Below are 17,471 nucleotides of genomic sequence, written 5' to 3'. Positions count from 1 at the left end.
ATGGACATTTTTGACTTTTTGCTGCATTGTTTCCATCGCTTTCATTTTTTATAACACCTTCAATTCGGTTTCTATCACTTGAATTTGGGAATCTTTCTTTAAAACTATCATAATATTGAACATTACCATTCTTGTCTCTGTAAGAAGTCAGGCCACCCCATGCCAAATCTTTCATGTAAGATAATGGTATTTGTCCTTTTGAGCCGTTGGCCATATCCCAAGACCATAGAGAGAAGGCTATGGCATCAATATATTGTGGCATAAATTCGTGATGAATTTGGTTCACTGAACTTGTCCCTGTTGCTACACTATATCTTTGCAAACCCGAAAATAAATCTCCCAAAGGATTAGTATATCCTTCATGTAAAAGATACGCATGAATACTTTCATGGATAATTGTTCTGACTATTGACAATTGGGTTGCTTTACTTAAATAATCATTTGATAATTCGATCATAATATCATATTTCCCTGTTGTTTCATTTAGTTGTCTTGGTATAGTCCTTGCATTGCCTTCAACATTTGATGAGTTTTGAATAACAACATCATATTTTTTTGAATTATTTAGAAGATCCAAAATATTTTTTGAAAATTCAGTGCCTGAAGCACTCACTGCAGAGATTAATCCACCCTTTTTAATCTGCATAAAAATAGTACTTGCACAGGGATTGGTCAATCGATTAATTACTGTAGGAGCTGTAATAGCTGGTGGCGTGTAAGTAGGTACTTCCACACTCCCATAACTTCCCGATCCACCTCCCTGATAGGGGCCAGTATAGGTATAAGTGGTTCCACTGTCATTTCCATAAGTGGATCCTGAGGAACTTCCGCTACTACTTCCTCCTCCGGAACAATGATAGCTCACCGTAAACGATACCGTGACCACTCCGTCCGATCCAACATAATTCCTTTGGGTGACCACTTCCCGGCAGGGTTCGGTGGTCAACAGATTTGCACCGATATCCTGATGGGATTCAGGGTCTTTGGGCAAGGTCTGCTCACTTGATGTAATAGCCCCATCCCTTATCGTAAAGCTGATAAAATGCCGCTCGTCATAAGTCCAGATATCCACCATTCCCGACCAGTTCATGTCGATCATTCCATAGTAAATCTCTTCAAACTCTCTCAAGGATTCCTTGTTGTCGGGATAATAACGGACGATCAGGGGATCAAATCTTTGTGTTTGGTTGTTTTCGACAAACATAATATTCTGTATTACCGACTTTTTGGGTATCATCCCTGGCAAGCTATCCAACAGGTAGACTGGGAAATAAAGCTCCGAATTGGTCAAACTGATCTCATATACTTCCCTACCATCGGGAAACTGGAATATATGGAATTTGTCCCAATCAGGCTCTTTTTCAAAAAAGGGGAGGATCAGTTCATTGGATTCGGTTCTGTAGCTGTCTCTTGAATCACCGATTCTCAATTCATTTTTGTGGGTCTCAAACCAGTTTTTGACAAGTGCAAGTTTTGGATTCTGTTGGGGGACTTCAAATTTCTCGGTTGGTTCTTCAATACAAGAGGTAAACACGATCATAACCAAGCCTAAAGTAAATAGGAAAGTCCGTAATAAATTAAATGAATAAGTTAGTTTGTAGAGGGGGGGTAAATTGATTTTTCATAACAAAATAATTAAGTTTAAAACATGATTTTTAAGGAATTGGTTAAAAGTATAATATAGTTTTCAATATCACAAGAAGTCCTGATAATATTTTACTAGGTTTTTAATGCCATGTTTATGAATATACAGATTATTAAAGGATAGATTCACCTGATAGCTAAGTCAAAGCAATAATATCCAATAATATCAAAACCGCCTGCGGCAGTCAGGTATCCATAAATATCCAAAAAACTACTTTTATATAGAAAATCCAGAATTAAAATTCATCACCCCAAACTAAACCTCACAGGCACATACATCCATTTCCTCACAGGATTTCCATCCATGTCCAAAGCAGATCTGAATCCCTTATCAAAAGATGCAATTACTCTTTTTGCTTCTTCTTGAAGCATGATTGGTACTTCATTTTGGTTGATTACTTCCATGGTGTTGAGAGAACCATCGGGCAGGATTTCCAAGGCCAAAGTCACTGTTCCATGTATCTTTTTTATTTTGGCGTCTTCGGGAAAGTTAAGATTGGTTCTTAGGAACTCTTTGAATTGTTGTTTTGAAACCGCAAAATCAGGTTCATAAATATTTTTGGAAGTCTCTACCTGTTCTCCATCTATGACACGAAGGCCGAAAACCAACTCATTGTCATTACATAAAAATCTTCCCACAATTTTACCATTATGGAAATACTCGATCATTTCCTTTTTGGTACTGACTTCGAGGGTGGAGATTTTATAGATACTTTCATTTTCTCCATATTCTTCGGTTACACTTTTAACCGGATTCTTTTTGCTGTCAAATTCAAGGAAAATAGATTTCACCAAGGTCCCATTCAGGTCATGGACTGTTTCGGTTTGTTTCCCTTCAATTACAGGAAAACTCTTTTTAACGTATTGCTTTTCCCCCAGGCTTTTATTGGACAATGGCAAAAAATGCTTGTCCAAATAAGTTGTCTTGCTTTTTTGAGCGAAGGTAAATGAGGAAGCTGAAAAAATAAAAATTGCGAGATAGATAAATTTCTTCATACAGCATTCAGAAGGTTTAATCTTATAGTTAATCGGTTTGTGTATGCAAAAGGTTACAAAAACAATGCCTTCATTAATGGATTATAAAATCTAAGATTTCATACCCTCATTAATAATCTTATTTTTGCATGGCCAATATTAACAAACCTATCAACCTATGAAGCATATCAACCCTACCACAACAACAGCCTGGAAAAAACTCCAATCTCTTGCCGAATCCCACAAGCATACCCAGATCAAAAATCTTTTTGATGACCCCAAAAGGTTTGAAGCGTATTCGATCCAAATAGAAGACATCTTGGTGGATTTTTCCAAAAATAGATTGGATGAAAAAATCAAATCCGCTCTGATTGAATTGGCCGAAGAGACAGGATTGAAGTCCGCGATCGAAGCCATGTTTGCAGGAGAAAAAATCAACGGTACAGAAGACAGGGCAGTCTTACACACAGCATTAAGAAACAGGTCAAATGACCCGATGTATTTTGAAGGGAAAGATGTGATGCCGGATATTAATTCGGTATTGCAGCAAATGAAAACTTTTGCAGATCAGATTTCAAGTGGAACTTGGTTGGGATATTCGGGTAAGCCTATCACTTCGTTGGTGAATATCGGAATCGGTGGTTCAGACTTAGGCCCTGTGATGGTAACAGAGGCGTTAAAACCTTACCAAAATCCAAACTTGGAGATACATTTTGTTTCCAATGTTGACGGCACACACATAGCAGAAACCCTTAAAAAAGTAAATCCGGAAACTACGTTGTTTTTTATTGCTTCTAAGACATTTACCACACAGGAGACGATGACCAATGCGCATACTGCAAGAAACTGGTTTTTGGACTATGCCAAGGATCATAAGGCTGTTGCCAAGCATTTTGTAGCGTTGTCCACCAATGAGAAAGGTGTTACTGAATTCGGTATTGACCCGAATAATATGTTTGCTTTTTGGGACTGGGTTGGGGGCAGGTATTCCTTATGGTCTGCCATTGGATTACCCATAGCTTGTGCGATTGGTTTTGACAATTTTGAAAAACTACTTGGAGGGGCTCACAGTGTGGACAATCACTTCAGAAATACTTCCTTCGAAAAAAATATTCCTGTGATTTTGGCTTTGTTAGGTATTTGGAACACCAATTTCCTCGGAGCGACTTCTGAGGCGATTTTGCCCTATGATCAATATATGCACCGTTTTGCCGCGTATTTCCAACAGGGCAATATGGAGTCAAATGGAAAATATGTAAGCAGGATAGGAGAAAAGGTAAATTATACAACAGGTCCCATAATCTGGGGTGAACCAGGCACCAACGGTCAGCATGCTTTCTATCAGTTGATCCATCAGGGAACTCATTTGATTCCTTGTGATTTTATTGCCCCGGCGATTTCACACAATCCAATCTTTGACCACCATATTAAGTTGCTTTCCAATTTCTTTGCACAGACAGAAGCCCTCATGAATGGCAAGACTTTGGAACAGGTCACTGCTGAAATGACTAAAGCCGGAAAATCAGAAGCAGAAATCTTCAAAATTGCCCCTCACAGAGTATTTGAAGGAGACAGGCCTACCAATTCTATTTTGGTGAAACAGATTACCCCTTATACCTTGGGACAGTTGATTGCCATGTATGAGCATAAGATTTTTGTTCAGGGTGTCATCTGGAACATTTACAGTTTCGATCAGTGGGGAGTGGAATTGGGTAAAGTTCTGGCCAATGCTATCCTTCCTGAACTGACCCATAATGAACGTGTTCACGGCCATGATTCATCTACAAATGGGCTGATCAATGCTTATAAGGAAATGAGAGAGTGAGAAAGGATGTGGATAAGGGATGAAGGAAGAAGGCAGGGCGTCATTGCGAGTCTCCAACATTTTGGATATGTTCAGAATATGTAATGACATCAGGCTAATCGTCATTCCGAGGTACGAGGAATCTCTAAAGGTCCTATTTGTGTTCAAATTTATCACTTCCTGAACCTCGAGAGATGCTTCCTGCGTCAGCATGACGACTACTCCGAAATTCTGTCATTGGTAGGCACGAGGGATCTCAAGAGGTTCAATTTATGTTTATTTTACATTTCCTGATCCTCATGAGATGCTTCCTACGTCATGACGGCTGCTCCGATTTATGTCAATGGTAGTTTTTAAAATTTGGCATTTACAGAATGGAAATGACATCAAAGCGGGCTGCAGACTTCTCCTGACGTCGAGGTGATAAGGCAAAGTTCTATAATAAATTTGAATGCTATTTGTAGTTCTTAACTATCAATTTCAAAATCTGTCATTGGTAGGAGTACTTGGAATACCTTTATATTTTGGGTACTCCTTCGTGTGACGTGGCAATACCTTCAGGGATGGGGGATGAAGGTACAGTTTGGGAATTTGAAAGTAGGATGTTGTTGTCATTTGAGGCAGGATTAATTTCAAGGAATCACTTGCCTTTCATTGCTTCGGAATCCCAGGCATGGTCATTTATGGTGAATTTTCGGAGTCTTTCAGAGGAGAGAAGCTGTTCCTGCATTTCAATGGTTCTTCGGATGGATGAGATGTATTCTTTTTGATTATGCTTTACTTTCACCAAATCCTTTAGTGCCTCCTCGTCATATTTGATAAAATTCTGCCCCAAACGGTGAACCGTATGTGACCTGAATCCTAATTTGACTAGGGCATCTTTGGCTAGGCGGACCGAACTGTCGAGATGTTCGCGGTAAATATTAACTACCTCCATTTCCATTAATTCATATGCATCGGCTCTATTTTTTGCCCTGATCATCAATTCCAAATGGGGAAAATGCTTTTTAGCTGTTTCCACTAAAAGGAAATTGGTCTCAGGGCTGTCAATGGCTGAGATCAGAATCTTGGCATCATGTGCGCCTGCAGCTTCCAATAAGTCTGCCCTTGTGGCATCTCCGTAATAGACCTTAAATCCCATTTTTCTCAATAAATCTACCCTATCAGAATCGTTGTCTAAAATAGTGGCTTTGATGCCACTGGCTCGAAGAAACCTTCCTATAGTACTTCCAAAATGTGAAAATCCTACGATGATCACACTATGTTTTTCATCTACGACATCTGCTTCTTTTTCCTCTTTTTCCAAAGTACCTACATTTGGTAAGATTAATTTTTCATTCAATAAAATCAACAAAGGCGTGATGGTCATGCTGATCGCAGTAATGGCCATCAGGATATCATTGGTAGGTTTGTCCAATATCTGAAGCTGACTTGCGAATGAATAAGTTACAAATGAAAACTCGCCCACTTGACTCAATCCAATGGCAAAAATCAGGTTTTGATCCAATCCCAATTTCGCGAATTTCCCGATGCCTAAAAGCACCAGTGTTTTAAGGAATAGGATGCCCAATGTAATGGAAATGATCATGATGGCATTCTCTCCAATCAAACCAAAATTGATGGATGCACCTACAGCAATAAAGAAAAGCCCCAACAGTAAACCTTTGAATGGATCAAGATCACTTTCAAGTTCATGCTTGAATTCCGAATTGGCCAAAATCACTCCTGCAAGGAAGGTTCCCAATGCTGGACTCAGCCCGACAACTTCCATCAAAAAAGCAATGCCCACTACAATCAATAAGGCGGAGGCAACAAAAAGCTCTCGAAGTCTGGTTCGGGCAATCATTCTCAAAACAGGAACAAATGCAAACCTTCCCAATACCACTACCAAGCCAACTGCACCAACTACAAAGAGTGTTTGTGTCCAGCCAGGAAACTGTTCTATCGGGCTTCCATGATGATCTTTAGAAAGAGTGTCTCCAGCAACAGCCAAAAGGGGAATGATAGCCAGCATAGGTATGACTGCAATATCCTGCATCAACAATACGGCGAATGAGTTTTTTCCTGCCGAGGAATCCATTTGGTTTTTTTCTTTAAGAGATTGCAGGACAATGGCAGTGGAAGAAAGGGAAAGAGACATAGAAACTGCCAAAGAAATCTGCCAGCTAAAACCAAAAATGATCATAATTCCAAAAAATGCTGCAGTGGTGATCAACACCTGAGATAGGCCAATCCGGGTTATCATTGCCCTCATTTGCCATAGTTTGGCTGGTTCCAACTCCAAGCCAATTAGGAAAAGCATCATCACCACCCCAAATTCAGCAAAATGCATGATGCTTTCGCCTTCTTCACCTATAAATTCCAATACATAAGGACCTATGATGATTCCAGCTAATAGATAGCCTAAGACTGATCCCATCCCTAGTTTTTTTGCTATTGGCACACAAATGATGGCGGCTGCCAAATAGATTATTGCTTGAAAAAGAAAAGAGTTTTCCATGGCTTAAAATTTGAAATTGTTCAATTCATCCAATTGGTATAAATGATCAGGAATATCTTTGGTGTCTCTGAAATACTTCAAAAGATTCCTATAATCCTGACTTTCTTTTTGAAGATCAATTGAGCTCTTTTTATGTGTTCCACCAATATGAAAAGGTGGTAAATACTGCATTTGACAAAGTTTGGCGGTCTGTTCAAATGGCAATAAAAATTCCCTCAAAGTATGTCCATGTTTTCCCTGCTTGGAATAAGCGGCATCTGTTCCTCCAGAACTGACACAATTGAAGACAATCTTGTTTTTTAGGTAAATACCGTCTGGGCCATAAGCCCATCCAAACTCCAAAACCAAGTCGATCCATTGCTTGAGAAGGGGTGGAGCCGAATACCAATATATTGGATGATGGAATACCACAATCTCAGAGGTGAAAAGAAGTTCCTGTTCTGATTGAACATTGATGTTGAAGTCAGGATAAATTTCATAGAGGTCATGGACCTGGATGCATTCCAATCCGGATATGGAATTTATCATATTTTGGTTTATGATAGAATGTTCGTATTTGGGATGTGCCAAGAGTACAAGTACGTTTTTCATAGAAACAACTATATTATTCAAACAGATAATTTATTATCTGAAAACTCGCAAATAATTTGGAAAAAAATAAATGCGGTGGCTTTTTCAGCAATATCTAAAAATATCCATTATGTACCAATATCTAATTGAGTCATAGATTAAGATATTGGTATTTTAACTTTAGTAAAGTGTTAAAAAAAATTCAATTTTTATTTACGTCAATTTTTTGGGCTTTTTCAACAATATCTCTTACCACATTATCAAGTTCTTTTGCGGATTCTTTGATATGGTCCAAAAAATCATCCAATTCTAAGCTACTCAATTTTTCATTTTTTAGGATCTCTACCAAGCCTAATAATCTCGCCAGAGGCGCCCTTACCATATGAGACTGAATCCATGCTATATCTCTCAATTTTTCATTTTGCGTTTCAATGGCCTCAAGATATTTCAATTTAGAAGTAATGTCATTGGCCAGTACCAACCATGAATTTCTTTCTTCAAAGCTGAGTGGATTGGATATTACTTCGACCCTAATGATAGACCCATCTCTTTTTTTATGGTTTAAGAACCCTCTATAAATCCCGATATTCTCTGTCCTAATTTTTTCAAGGGTTTCTAACATATTTGGAATATCCTCATTAGGTCTTATTTCCGATATTGTCATTTCCATAAACTCATCAAAGCTATAACCATAATGGTTGATAGCTGCCTGATTTACATTCAGAAATTTCAAAGTTTCAGAATCATAAACCCACATGGGTTGCGGGCTAAGATGGAAAAGGTCTGCATACTTCTGCTCAGACTCTAGGAGTTTTACCAGATTTTTGTTTCTTTCAATATTGTAAACAATACTTTTATAAAGTGTGGTAGGGCTGAGGTCGTCTTTGAGCAAATAATCAGAAATACCCATTGAAAGGGATTTGACTGCGAAATTTGCATCTGTAAAACCCGTTAATACAATTATTGGCAAATCCCCTGAAATCTCAAGAACCTCATTGATCAATGTTTCACCACTTTTATCAGGTAACGAAAGATCAAGAAGAATTACATCCAAGTTTTTATAGTCTCTCAAGAGTTCTTCCTTGGCCTGTTTGAAATTTTCACATCGGATAATATTTGGTGATAAAATGGTCTCATCCAGGTATTCCTCCACCAACATAAAATCCCCAACATTATCTTCCACAATAAGGATTTTATATTCTTTGATGTCTTTGCGCATAGACTGTTTGATTTAGGAAAGGAAACTAACGATTACCGGAACTACAGTTAAATTTTTTCGATTGATAATGGTATTATCAATTAAAGTTCAATTAACGCTTTTCTTCGGAATAGTGAAAATAAAAGTACTTCCCTTTTTAAGTTCTGATTCTACCCAAATTTTTCCTCCAATATTTTCGACTATCTTTTTAACAATCGAAAGACCCATACCAGAACCTTCGTATTCATTTTTACCATGGAGCCTTTGAAAAATTACAAAGATCTTATCGAAATATTCAGCCTTGATGCCGATACCGTTGTCTTTTATTGAGAAAGCCCATTCTTGTCCTAAGTCTTCCCCTTCAATACTGATTTTTGGTGGTATGTCATTTTCCCCATACTTGATAGCATTGCTGATGAGATTTTGAAAAATCTGATACAATGGAGTTCTATGTACGTATAATTTTGGAAGATTTTTAGTGGTAATACTTACAGATTTTTCAGAAATTAATTTTTTATTTAATGATATCACCTGATTGATCAATTCTGTGAAATCAATCCATTCTTTCTTACCATCAAATTTGCCAACCCTTGAATATTCTAACAGATCCATGATGATCTGTCTCATTCTTTTGGCACCGTCGACGGCAAAAAAAATGTATTGATTGCCTTTTTCGTCCAGCTGATCAGCATATTTTTTTTGAAGTTGTGTCAAGAAACTACTGATCATTCTCAGTGGCTCCTGAAGGTCATGAGAAGCTGAAAACGCAAAGGCTTCAAGATCACTGTTTTTGTTTTTCAGCTCCTTCAAAGCGGTTTCCAATACCTGATTTTGATGATTAAGTTCGCTTCTGATATTTTTCTCTTTATGCAATGCACTTTCCAATCCCTTAAAAACCATCGGTATTAATGCAGAAGAAAGAAAACCCAAAAATATAAGGTTAGAACTCGAGGCTAACCACTGTGCCTGATTGTGATATTCACTGTCAGACCAAGGGAGAATGTCAAATGGGATCAGTCCAGCTATGAGTCCACAGATTATTATATTGATGATGGATGGATAATATGCATATTTGTTGGGAAAAATGATGATGAAAAAAAAAGTAGCTCCCAAAAGATAAACAAGTCCAGGGCCTGTAATGCCTATGAGGTAAAGAAATGTAGTGGCTATAAAGTAAACACAAAAAATAAACAATCCCTGTCTTACTTGTATGCTTAATTTTGGTAAAAAGCCAATGCTGATTATTAAGGCGACACAAAAGATATCCACTGCAATCAGATATCCTAAGCCATTTATCCAGCTGAAGTAAATTCCTGGAATTAGAGCAATTAAAGAAAATGGGAGAATATAAATGACTGTCTGGCAGAAAAGTTTATTTTTCCAGTAGTCAAGACTATTGTCCTCCTTGCCTTTAATTTGAAAATTGCGATTGAGGGTTTTTTTATATTTATCCCAGAGTTTCATAATTGAAGATTAATGGAGAATTCGGGGATATAAATTTTCATCGTTCTTGATGGAAAATTGGTTTGAAATATTTAACAGGTAATTAAATGTATGGCAAATACAAAAACCTGAATAGTGATACAGGTTCTTTACAAATTAATAAAAATTAATTATAAAAGTACAATTCTTTCTCACTTAGTTTGGGTTTGATAAACCTAAGCTTAATCATAGTTATCAACCCGAAAATTGGCCCTGGAGCAAGAATCAAAAACAAATATTTTGGATTCATTTCCTGGGAAAGTAGGCTTAAAGCTTGAATACTGACAATTGTGATGGCAAAGCCTACGCAATTTACGATAGTGAGAGCAGTACCTCTTGAAGTTTCTGGGGAATTTTGGGCTACTAAAGTGGAAAACATAGGTGAATCAGCAGTTATCGATAAGCCCCAAATCAGTAAGAAAGCCAAAAATACTTCTGGAAATGGCTGTATTAAAAAAACTGGAGAAAGGAGGCAACATATTCCAGAAATACTGAGAGCGAATGAAGCAATCAACTTCGGACTGAATCTTTCGGACAACACTCCCCCCAGTCCACAGGATATTCCCCCGACAGCGATTATAATGAATGACCACAAAGGTAAATTGAAATTTGTATCATGAAGTGCTCCAAACGATTGAAGGAGAAATGGAATAAATGTCCAAAAAGCATACAATTCCCACATATGGCCAAAATAACCATAAGCGGCAGCACGGAAAGCCCTAATTCGGAAAACAGTGAAAAAAGCGCTGAAATTAAATTTTTTCCCAACTTTTCTGTACGGTCCATCAGGAACAGTTATTACCAATATAATTCCTCCTGCCAAAGCCAAGAAAGAGGTGGTATAAATCACAGTTTTCCACGGTAAATCATCTGTCAAACTTTTGACCAAATGTGGAAATGAAGTACCTAAAACCAAAGCACCCACTAAAAATCCCAATGATTTTCCCAGACCTTTTTGAAAATAATCAGCAGCGATTTTCATCCCTACAGGATAAATACCTGCAAGGAAAAACCTGTCATAAACCTGAAAATCAGGATATCGATCGCATTCATCCCTTCTAGACTGACCAAAAAGTTGAATAAACTTCCAAAAATGGCGGATATCAAAAATACCCGGGAAGGGGAGAAGTTGTCGGAGATCGTAAAAACCGCAAAAACCAAAGTTCCCGCAATAAAACCCAATTGCACCGCACTGGTTAGGTTTCCCAAAAAATTCTGATCTAGATTCAATTGAGCAATTAAATCAGGTAAAACCGAATTTCCCGCAAACCATAGGGAAGTGCAAAGAAATTGACATAAAACTATAATTGGCAGAACACTTTTCATTCATTTTAAAACTGTTATTCAAAACCTTTTGGAATATTGGAATGATAGGAGTGTTGGTTTTGAAATGCCTCGGCCAAGGCGATGAGCTTAGCTTCTTCAAAATAATTACCGATTAAGGTAATACTCGTTGGCCTGCCTTTATTATCAAATCCATTGGGCAAACTTAGGGCAGGATGTCCTGTGAGATTGGTGATCAGCATTTGCCTTCCTCCAAAAGTGGGGCAAATAATAACATCAAATTCTTTTAGGATTTGGTGGGTTTCTTCTATCAATAACCTTCTATGCCGATTTGCTTGAAGGTATTCCACAGCAGGAATAAACCTCGATTGCCGGAGTGAGTTTGCACGGGACCCTTTATGTTGTTCTACCATTTCACTGTGTTTTCCCGACAAGACCAATTGATCAAAAAATGCCCCAGCCTCTGCACGAAGAATAATATCAAATACCTCAAATGGATAGTCCTCAGGTAATTTGACCGTAAGCGGCTCGATCCCCAAAGCTTTGAATTCATTTAAAGTCCTTTGATTGTGTATATTGTTGCCCAAAGAATCAGAACTAAAAGAAGCAGCCAAATATCCTATCCTTAAATCTTTTAAAGCTGTCTGTTTTCCATATTCAAATGATGCATCCTGAACAGATCTGTCTGTGCCGTCTTTTCCTCTGATAAAATCATAAACAACTGCGCAGTCAACCGCAGAGCGACAAATTGGACCAACTTTATCCATACTCCATGAAAGTGTCATAACACCTGTCCTGCTTACCCCTCCGAAGGTTGGTCTCAATCCTGTGACGCCACATCGAGTTGAAGGAGAAACAATGGAGCCCAATGTTTCTGTTCCAATTGAAAAAGCCACTAATCCGGCAGAGGTGGCTGAACCTGAACCTGCTGAGGAACCTGTGGCGCCTTGATTGAGATCCCATGGATTTTTGGTTTTTCCACCAAACCATACGTCACCTCTTGCAAGGCTTCCAGAAACAAGTTTACCAAGAAGGACTGCCCCAGCATCTTCAAGTTTTTGAACTACTGTTGCTGTTTGATCAAGAATCTGGTCTTTGTAGGGTGCTGATCCCCAAGTAGTGGGATAACCTTTTACGGAGACTAAATCTTTGATACCATAAGGGATCCCATGAAGCGGACCCCTATAAAACCCTTTTGAAATTTCCTCATCTGCTTTTTTGGCCTGTCTGATTGCCAATTCTTCAGTGATGGTGATAAAGGCTAGTAATTGAGCGTCATATTTTTTGATTCTTTGGAGATAGATTTCGGTCAGTTCAAGGGAAGTCAGTTTATTTGATTTTAGAAGTCCAGCGAGTTCTTGAATGGATAAAAAAGCAATTTCATCGCTGTTGTCTGGAAGTTTGACGGATTCGTTAATTACCCAATCATGATGACCATTTGATGGGCTAATGGTCAAATCGAGAGGGTAGGGGTCAAATGAAACAGCTGGTGTCACATCGTTTTCCAGGTTATAAGTCCTCATCGAATCATATCCCTTTCGGTTATTTTCCAAGTAACTGATCATGGTCTCTATTTCAGCTTTTGAAAAATCTAGGTTCAAAAGATTTTGAGCTGCTCTAATTTCCTTCCTTGAAATTGAATCAATTTTTTTAGAAAGTACAAAACCGAAAAATAATCCAACGACAAAAAGTAACCAGATGTGTTTTTTCATTCTTTTTCTAAATAATAGCCTAAAGCACCTGAAGGACATTTTTTCACCTGTTCTATCAATTCAATGGTGGAAGCTGCATTGATACTAATCCAAGGTTTCTCTTTTGGTTTGAATACTTTGGGGAGGCCTCTGACACAGTTTCCTGAATGTGTACACCTTTTGGGCTCCCAAGTGACTGTAATCTCTCCATTACTATATCCTTTTTTTTCCATGGCTATAATTTTATTGCTTGATTGTCAATCCATATCATCTTCCCAATTGCCCCTATGTCTGATAATGTCGTATGCCTGAAGGATAGCTGCTTGCATAGAACCTTCATCGGCAAGACACTTTCCGGCAATATTGTAGGCAGTACCATGGTCAGGAGAAGTACGGACTATGGGTAAACCAGCAGTAAAATTAACTCCTGATTCAAAAGCCAGAGATTTAAATGGAATCAGACCTTGATCATGATACATGGCCAATACCCCATCAAATTTCTTTTGGTGCATCATACCAAAAAATCCATCAGCCGAATAGGGGCCAAAAACCAGGTGACCATGATCCTTAAATTCCCGAATGACAGGTGAGATAATGTTCAACTCTTCGTCACCTAACAGTCCCTCTTCTCCTGCATGTGGATTTAATCCAAGTACTGCTATCCTAGGTTTACCTATTCCGAAATCATTTTTCAAAGACAGGTTCATAATATTAAGTTTGTTCTTAATATTTTCAGCAGTAATGTTCTGAGCTACATTTTTAATTGATACATGTCCTGTAACCAACCCAACCCTGATGTCCTCTGCCACCAAAAACATAAGGCTATTGTTCACACCAAAAGCTTCTGTTAGGTATTCTGTGTGGCCAATAAAATTTTTTTCAGGGGTATTGATGTTGTTTTTATTCAGAGGAGCGGTTACCAAAGCATCAAGTTTGTTTTCCTTGAGGTCTTTGATGGCCTGGTCTAGAGAAGCCAAAGCCATTTTCCCAGCCTCTAAGGTTTCCATACCAGGAATGACTTCAGGACTTTCATCCATGACATTGATCACATTTATTTTTTTGTGGTGAACTTCGTCAATATTTCGAATCTGCATGAAATTGAAATCTTCCAGACCCAATTGCTTTCTGTAAAAAGAAAGAACCTTTCCATGTGCATAAATTACCGGTGTAACCAGTTTTTGCAATCTGCTATCTAAAAGTGCCTTAATAGTAACTTCCGGTCCTATTCCATTGATATCCCCAATGCTAATGCCGATAAGCGGTTTGTGTTTTCTTTGATTCATTAAAATATTTGCTAATTCTCTTTAAATTGATTGCCTGTGAAATTCTTGTAAATCCGTGTCCAATCGAATTCTGATCAGATTTGCTGTTTGCTTGAAATAAGAGAAAACCTATTTGCTATTGACAAATAATAGTAGAGCTTCAGGATAATTCTCTTAATTTTGAACTGCAATTTATATAAAATAATCATAGTATAGCCAATGGAGAAATTCAAACCCAAAAAACACCTTGGGCAGCATTTTCTAACAGATCTCAGTATCGCAGAAAATATTGCAAAGGCAGTAAAAGGTCATTTTGGAGTAAAGAAAGTCCTGGAAATAGGTGCGGGTATGGGGGTGTTGACTGATTTTCTTTTGGCAGAGGATTGGGATTTATACTTGGTGGAAATTGACAAAGATTCCATTCAATACCTCCACAAAAAGTATCCTGATTTGGGAAATAAGATTATTGAGGCTGACTTTTTGAAGGCAGATTTTGTATCTATTATGGAGGGCCCTTATGTCATAGCCGGAAATTTTCCCTACAATATTTCTTCCCAGATCTTTTTCAAAGTATTGGAGCAAAGAAATCAAGTTACAGAAGTAGTCTGCATGCTTCAAAAAGAGGTAGCGCAGCGTATTGCGTCTCCCAAAGGGAATAAAGAATATGGTATTTTGTCAGTGATGTTACAGGCATTTTATGATATCGAGTACTTGTTTTCAGTCCCTCCTGAAGTGTTCAACCCACCTCCCAAAGTTAATTCCGGGGTGATCAGGTTGACAAGAAATGGGGTTGGAAAATTGGATTGCGATGAAAAAAAATTTTTCAAAGTGGTCAAACAAGCATTCTCGACAAGACGCAAAACCTTGAGGAACTGTCTGAAACCCTTTGGTGTTTCGGAATCCTTAAATCAGGATCCTATATTGGACAAAAGGGCTGAGCAGTTGGATGTGCAGGAATTTATTGGATTAACACAAAAATTACAGGAATCTTGGAACCAATAAAAACATTTGAATTATCCAAAGAATATTTGGAGAGTCTTCGTGAAGGGATTGAATTAAATGACAATGATTTTATAAGTCAGTCCCTTGAAGGGGTTAATGTGGCGGATATTGCTGCAATCCTAGATGAGCTGAATATGGATGAAGCCATCTATGTTTTGCGTTTATTGGAACCAACAGTTTCCGCTGATATCCTTATTGAACTTGATGAGGATTCCCTGATCAAGGTCATCAGGGAAATGAAGGCCATAGAGTTGGCAACTTTAATTGATCAGATGGATTCTGATGATGCGGCGGATATTCTGATCTTAATGCCTTCAAAAGAAAGGGAAGAGGTAATTGATAACCTTCAAGACCGCGAAAAATCATCACATATTCTGGAATTACTCCGCTATGATGAAGATTCTGCGGGTGGTTTGATGGCCAAAGAATTTATTAAGGCCAACCAAAATTGGAATGTCATTCAGACCATTGAGGAAATCCGTAGGCAGGCCGAAAAAGTAGAAAAAATCTATTCCATCTATGTGGTGGACAACAGGCAACACCTCCTTGGCAGGGTTTCATTAAAAAAAATAATTCTTGCCTCGTCAGATACAAAGATCTCCGATATATATGAACCCGAATTGATTTCAGTACCGACCTATATGGATGGGGAGGAAGTGGCCGAAATCATGAGAAAGTATGATTTGGAATCAATGCCTGTGGTCAATGCCAAAAACAGGCTTGTGGGTAGGATTACTGTGGATGACATCCTTGATTTAATCAGGGAACAATCTGAAGAGGACATGCAGGCCATGACAGGTATCTCAGCAGATGTGGAGGAATCTGATTCAGTGTTCAGAATTTCAAAAGCAAGACTGCCTTGGTTATTGATTGGTGTAATAGGTGGATTGATGGGTGCAGGGATTATTGATTTTTTCGAAGCAGGTCTCCAAAAGATTATTGCTTTGGCCTCTTTTATTCCTTTGGTAGCTGCAACAGGAGGTAATGTTGGAATCCAGTCTTCCTCTTTGGTCGTCCAAACTTTGGCTTCTAAATCTGTTTTTGATGATACTCCATGGCAAAGATTTGTAAAAGGCTTGTTGATCGCTTTGGTCAATGGAGTAGTCCTTGGAAGTTTTGTAGTTCTTGTAGTCGTCTTTTTATACAAACATGAATGGATTTTTGGAGTCACCATTGGTTTGGCCATGTTTTGTGTGGTATTGATGGCTTCATTTATGGGTACTGTTACACCCCTTGTTCTCAATAAATTTGGAATCAATCCAGCCATAGCCTCAGGACCATTTATAACTACTGCAAATGACCTGTTGGGATTGGCGGTTTATTTCGGGGTAGCGATGTGGTTGTTGCAGATTTAATATTGAGATGTGGGACTTGAGACGTGAGATTTGAGACATGAAACAAAGCTTGTCCAGAAGAATTTAGGGAAGCCAAGAATCAAGAGAAGCGAGATCCGAGAACCGATATTAAAAAATCTACAATCTAAAACCTGATTGGCGGTATACAGTCCTACAATCTAAAATCTACCCTCTACCTTTATCCTTCATCCTTCACCCCTCTGCTCAAGGCCCAAAATTAAACTTTTTCACTTCTATCTGTGCCCATGTCCAATCTCCTGATTCCAATCGCCAAGTAGCATCACATTTAACCGGGATTTTAATTCCATTTATTTCTTTTGTTTCTAGGGCCTTGACAACCCATTCTATTCTATGGGCTTCTGGACCACTTCCCATATAGCGTAGTGCTGAAAATTTCTCAAATTCACCATTTTCTTTGAAAGTAAATATTCCAGAACCTGTTGTGCCTTTGAAAGTGATGGTGGCTTTGGCCGATTGATGGTCAAGGGCTTCCCAAGTGATATAATCCTCTAACGCAGCCGTTGGAATCCAAACAATCTCCCCCAAAAACCTTTGCAGGGCAGCTTCATTAATTTGAGGATTATATCCATCCTTGGCAACCGGAAAGATTGAAAGTATTTTAAAAAGCATTTCACCTTCCCCATCTATAAATTTATCCCTTCCCAGGGTATTGATAAATCGCATGATTTTCATATCCGCATTCC

Annotated in this window: 15 protein-coding genes; 3 read left to right on the top strand and 12 right to left on the bottom strand. The window is 38.3% G+C overall.

Going from position 1 to position 17,471, the window contains the following annotated elements; all coding sequences use genetic code 11:
• Positions 1–1,540, bottom strand: a 1,540-nt coding sequence (locus tag ACEW8U_RS17695; RefSeq protein ID WP_373523385.1) for a hypothetical protein, incomplete at its 3' end; no start/stop codon positions are given.
• A 350-nt stretch (positions 1,541–1,890) separates the two neighbouring features.
• The gene (locus tag ACEW8U_RS17690; protein WP_373523384.1) at positions 1,891–2,640 is read right to left on the bottom strand and encodes an energy transducer TonB; all 750 of its coding nucleotides are present in this window, start codon (positions 2,638–2,640) and stop codon (positions 1,891–1,893) included.
• A 157-nt stretch (positions 2,641–2,797) separates the two neighbouring features.
• Here ACEW8U_RS17690 and pgi point away from each other — a divergent pair, with 157 nt between their 5' ends.
• Positions 2,798–4,444 (top strand): glucose-6-phosphate isomerase, encoded by a 1,647-nt coding sequence (gene pgi, locus ACEW8U_RS17685; protein WP_373523383.1) that lies wholly within the window; start codon positions 2,798–2,800, stop codon positions 4,442–4,444.
• A gap of 619 nt (positions 4,445–5,063) precedes the next feature.
• On the opposite strand, the gene ACEW8U_RS17680 is transcribed toward pgi, so the two are convergent.
• From ACEW8U_RS17680 to pdxA, 9 genes are all read right to left on the bottom strand, one after another.
• Entirely contained in the window at positions 5,064–6,923 is a 1,860-nt protein-coding gene (locus ACEW8U_RS17680) for a monovalent cation:proton antiporter-2 (CPA2) family protein (RefSeq protein ID WP_373523382.1), read from the bottom strand.
• Between the two features lie 3 nt (positions 6,924–6,926).
• Positions 6,927–7,514 carry an NAD(P)H-dependent oxidoreductase gene (locus ACEW8U_RS17675; RefSeq protein WP_373523381.1) on the bottom strand — a complete coding sequence of 196 codons (588 nt, stop codon included), beginning with the start codon at positions 7,512–7,514 and terminating at the stop codon, positions 6,927–6,929.
• A gap of 181 nt (positions 7,515–7,695) precedes the next feature.
• Positions 7,696–8,712, bottom strand: coding sequence for a PAS domain S-box protein (locus ACEW8U_RS17670; protein ID WP_373523380.1), 1,017 nt, complete (start codon positions 8,710–8,712; stop codon positions 7,696–7,698).
• 87 nt (positions 8,713–8,799) lie between these two features.
• Entirely contained in the window at positions 8,800–10,155 is a 1,356-nt protein-coding gene (locus tag ACEW8U_RS17665) for an ATP-binding protein (protein ID WP_373523379.1), read from the bottom strand.
• Between the two features lie 145 nt (positions 10,156–10,300).
• Positions 10,301–11,155, bottom strand: coding sequence for an MFS transporter (locus tag ACEW8U_RS17660; protein WP_373523378.1), 855 nt, complete (start codon positions 11,153–11,155; stop codon positions 10,301–10,303).
• A gap of 2 nt (positions 11,156–11,157) precedes the next feature.
• The gene (locus tag ACEW8U_RS17655) at positions 11,158–11,499 is read right to left on the bottom strand and encodes a hypothetical protein (RefSeq protein WP_373523377.1); all 342 of its coding nucleotides are present in this window, start codon (positions 11,497–11,499) and stop codon (positions 11,158–11,160) included.
• Between the two features lie 14 nt (positions 11,500–11,513).
• A complete protein-coding gene (locus ACEW8U_RS17650) occupies positions 11,514–13,169 on the bottom strand; it encodes an amidase (protein ID WP_373523376.1) in 1,656 nt (551 codons plus the stop codon).
• The gene (locus ACEW8U_RS17645; protein WP_373523375.1) at positions 13,166–13,381 is read right to left on the bottom strand and encodes a (4Fe-4S)-binding protein; all 216 of its coding nucleotides are present in this window, start codon (positions 13,379–13,381) and stop codon (positions 13,166–13,168) included. Before ACEW8U_RS17645 ends, ACEW8U_RS17650 begins: the two co-directional genes overlap by 4 nt.
• A 24-nt stretch (positions 13,382–13,405) precedes the next feature.
• Entirely contained in the window at positions 13,406–14,431 is a 1,026-nt protein-coding gene (gene pdxA / locus ACEW8U_RS17640; RefSeq protein WP_373523374.1) for a 4-hydroxythreonine-4-phosphate dehydrogenase PdxA, read from the bottom strand.
• 198 nt (positions 14,432–14,629) lie between these two features.
• On the opposite strand from pdxA, the gene rsmA reads away from it, so the two are divergent.
• Together rsmA and mgtE are read left to right on the top strand one after the other, a co-directional pair.
• Positions 14,630–15,412, top strand: a complete 783-nt coding sequence (gene rsmA / locus ACEW8U_RS17635; RefSeq protein ID WP_373523373.1) for a 16S rRNA (adenine(1518)-N(6)/adenine(1519)-N(6))-dimethyltransferase RsmA — start codon at positions 14,630–14,632, stop codon at positions 15,410–15,412.
• Positions 15,400–16,767 (top strand): magnesium transporter, encoded by a 1,368-nt coding sequence (gene mgtE / locus ACEW8U_RS17630; protein WP_373523372.1) that lies wholly within the window; start codon positions 15,400–15,402, stop codon positions 16,765–16,767. The genes rsmA and mgtE overlap by 13 nt, the downstream gene beginning before the upstream one ends.
• Before the next feature lie 204 nt (positions 16,768–16,971).
• Here mgtE and ACEW8U_RS17625 read toward each other — a convergent pair.
• The coding region (locus ACEW8U_RS17625; RefSeq protein WP_373523371.1) for a DUF6544 family protein at positions 16,972–17,471 on the bottom strand (500 nt) is incomplete at its 5' end.

It is taken from the genome of Aquiflexum sp. (assembly GCF_041751335.1).
Taxonomy (GTDB): domain Bacteria; phylum Bacteroidota; class Bacteroidia; order Cytophagales; family Cyclobacteriaceae; genus Aquiflexum.
The sequence above is the reverse complement of the archived record's forward strand: the minus strand, read 5'-3'. Positions and strand labels throughout refer to the sequence as shown.